Source organism: Vibrio sp. OPT46, assembly GCF_015163535.1.
Classification (GTDB): Bacteria; Pseudomonadota; Gammaproteobacteria; order Enterobacterales; family Vibrionaceae; genus Vibrio; species Vibrio alginolyticus.
Genome location: NZ_JADDYG010000578.1, coordinates 5,883 through 8,748, shown reverse-complemented (window position 1 = coordinate 8,748; position 2,866 = coordinate 5,883). Strand labels below are relative to the sequence as shown.

Sequence of the window (2,866 nt, the reverse complement as noted above, 5' to 3'; positions counted from 1 at the left end):
AAAGTTGGTTATAAATTTACAACTTAATTTTAAATACAGAGCCATAAGCTAGTTTTTGTGTGTTCTAATTGCATCATTAACTGGCTTGATGTCTTTTTGGTGGTTAATAGTTTTATTATTTTCATTAATTGCAGTGTTTGATTTTAAGGGTTTTGTAAATGAAGTCTCGTGGACCATTTTGTATTCGTCACGCCGCAGCGGATACCTTTGCTATGGTTGTTTTTTGCTTTATCACAGGGATGATTGTCGAGATTTTGATTTCAGGGATGACATTTGAGCAATCTCTAGCATCGCGTACGCTATCGATTCCAGTGAATATCGCCATTGCTTGGCCGTATGGGGTTTTTCGTGATTGGGTGCTGCATCAAGGTAGTAAGGTGTCGCCGTCTTCCTTTATGAAAAACATCTCTGATCTGGTCGCTTATGTACTATTTCAATCTCCAGTTTATGCGGGTATCTTATTCGCGGTTGGCGCGTCTACAGATCAAATTGTGACCGCAGTGGCAAGTAACGCTGTTATTTCTTGTGGCATGGGTGTGTTGTATGGGTACTTCTTGGATATGTGCCGCCGTTGGTTCCGTGTTCCCGGTTATTCTCAAAGCATGTAAATGCCCCAGTTTTGCTCAATTTAGTTACTTAGTGAGCAATCGATTCGAAAAGGGCGCTTTTTTTTATGTTTAGCCTTGACCATCAGGCACATAATCATTAAATTAGCGCCTCGTTAGCCAATGATGCTAACCAAAATTTGATTCGGTGAGTTGTCCGAGTGGCTGAAGGAGCACGCCTGGAAAGTGTGTATACGGCAACGTATCGAGAGTTCGAATCTCTCACTCACCGCCACATTCTAAAAGGTCTGATTTGTCAGGCCTTTTTTCGTATCTACACTAAAGTAATGCGTAATTGAAAGTACACAAGAGTGCTCAAGGTGCAAGCGCCATTCTATCTACAAGCCAACTATTCACATCTCACCTCTATACAACGCCAAAATTGAAGATGCTATACAGAGGCAGCCATAATCTGATTGGTGCGGGTTAGCACATCCGCTTTAATCTAGAATTTAGCACCCATATCACATGAGGTATGAATACGGCCACAAGAATGAACGTAGTGCTACTAGATGCTAAGCAAAACAGCCATGAACACGAATACAACAGCAATCATACCAAAGAGATCTGTGTTTAGATTGAGGTCATCAGGGTTAAATTTTTCAATGCTTTGCGTCGTTTTGCATCTTATCTTCATGTTCTTGTCCTTATTTCATGTACGATTTCAACAGCAACATAACATGCAATTGAGTGTTCACAAGTCATAAAAAGCATAAGTATACTTGCACCACATTGAGCGCAAAAAATACTCAAAGCGTTTTAAAGTGGCGGTCTACCTTTTGTAACATCAAATATTCTTTCTGTTTTTGTGCCTGTATCGCTATAGTTGAGAAACGGTTATCTCGTTCTAGTTAGGAACAAACTACTGGCTGCCGCTACATTCTCTCAGCGTTCCCACTCAGTCGCCTTGGGTAGATACTTTAGTCGTTGAGTACTGCAAAAAAACGCCGCATGAGCAGCGGCGCTTTGTTGAGGAATTCCCTTTCCTACTTGTAGCTAAGTTCTGTCGCTTTGCCTTTGAAGATCCGGTATACCACAAAGGTGTAAAGCAATATCACCGGCATAACAATCATCACACCGTAGCCCACGATTATTAACGTCGCAGGCGAGGAGGCAGCTTGTTGTGCGGTCATTAATCCCGGCACAACTTCTGGGAAGAAGCTATACGCAAGCCCGAGAAAGCTCAACGCGAAAATGACAGTGACACCAAAGAAAGGCCAGCGCACACCCAGATCATTCACCATTGGAACCTGACGCAAATAGCGATCAACTAGGAAGATGGTTGCCAATACAATTAACGGAACTGGGGCAAGCAACAAGATTTCTGGGAAGCTGAACCAACGCAAGGCAACTTGTTGATTTACAATTGGGTTTACAACGCTAACCACCAAGATTCCTAAGGCTGCTAACCAACCAGCACGGCGAGACCAACGGGCCGAGCGTATTTGCAAATCACCTTCCGTTTTTAGTACTAACCATGCGCCACCGATGTAAACGTACGCCGCCGCTACACAAAGTGCGCTTAACCAAGCAAAGCCAAATGCTTCGGTTGATTGTTCAAATCCCATGATGTAACGACCCACCATGTAGCCTTGGGTTAGCGCGGTGACTAACGAGCCAATTCTGAAGCACCAATCCCAGTGAGGTTTATGATCCGAGTTCGCTTTGGCTCGGAAGTCGAACGCCACGCCACGCATGATCAGTGCGATAAGCATAATCGCGGTCGGCATATAAAGTTCCGTCAAAATCAAGCTATGAGCAGTAGGAAAGGCAATTAGCAGAATACCAACGGCTAACACCAACCACGTTTCATTCGCATCCCAGAAAGGGCCGATAGACGCTATCATTCGGTCACGTTGCGCTTCATTATCACTCGGTAAAAGGATACCGACGCCAAGATCGTAGCCGTCGAGCACGGCATACATAAAGACCGAGAAGCCAAGCAGCAGAAGATAAATTTCTGGTAGATAGTCGAGCATGATTAGGCCTCTTGTTGTGTCAGTGGGACTTCATGGGCTGCAACGTCTTTGCGCGCCAAATAGAATAGGGTATGGATGTACGCAACCAGCAATGCAGCATAAATGGCTAAGTACATAATGAGCGAAGTCATCACGCTACTGCTCGCAACCGTGGTGACGGCTTCGGATGTTCGCAATACACCGCTGACCAACCAAGGTTGTCGACCAATCTCAGTAACATACCAACCCGCCAGTGTGGCTATCCAACCAGAGAACGTCATGGCTAATACCGTGTACAGGTAA

The 2,866-nt window shown here is 44.6% G+C and carries 4 protein-coding genes and 1 tRNA gene; 2 read left to right on the top strand and 3 right to left on the bottom strand.

The annotated features are described in order from the left end of the window. The first annotated feature begins 158 nt into the window (after positions 1–158). Together IQR33_RS23135 and IQR33_RS23130 are read left to right on the top strand one after the other, a co-directional pair. Positions 159–608, top strand: a complete 450-nt coding sequence (locus IQR33_RS23135; protein WP_005378276.1) for an L-alanine exporter AlaE — start codon at positions 159–161, stop codon at positions 606–608. Positions 609–752: 144 nt separating this feature from the next. Beyond that, positions 753–840 (top strand) — tRNA-Ser (locus IQR33_RS23130). Between the two features lie 273 nt (positions 841–1,113). Here the strand turns inward: IQR33_RS23130 and IQR33_RS35265 are convergent. The 3 genes from IQR33_RS35265 to IQR33_RS34080 form a co-directional block, all read right to left on the bottom strand. Further along, positions 1,114–1,242 (bottom strand): hypothetical protein, encoded by a 129-nt coding sequence (locus IQR33_RS35265; protein ID WP_005378275.1) that lies wholly within the window; start codon positions 1,240–1,242, stop codon positions 1,114–1,116. A gap of 349 nt (positions 1,243–1,591) precedes the next feature. Then, a complete protein-coding gene (locus tag IQR33_RS23125; protein ID WP_017820054.1) occupies positions 1,592–2,584 on the bottom strand; it encodes a cytochrome d ubiquinol oxidase subunit II in 993 nt (330 codons plus the stop codon). Between the two features lie 2 nt (positions 2,585–2,586). Continuing rightward, a partial coding sequence (locus IQR33_RS34080; protein ID WP_228014083.1) for a cytochrome ubiquinol oxidase subunit I occupies positions 2,587–2,866 on the bottom strand: 280 nt, incomplete at its 5' end.

Excerpts from the sequence above, each read along its gene's own strand:
- IQR33_RS23135 (WP_005378276.1), top strand. The coding sequence starts at position 159 with ATGAAGTCTCGTGGACCATTTTGTATTCGTCACGCCGCAGCGGATACC.
- IQR33_RS35265 (WP_005378275.1), bottom strand. The coding sequence starts at position 1,242 with ATGAAGATAAGATGCAAAACGACGCAAAGCATTGAAAAATTTAACCCT.
- IQR33_RS23125 (WP_017820054.1), bottom strand. The coding sequence starts at position 2,584 with ATGCTCGACTATCTACCAGAAATTTATCTTCTGCTGCTTGGCTTCTCG.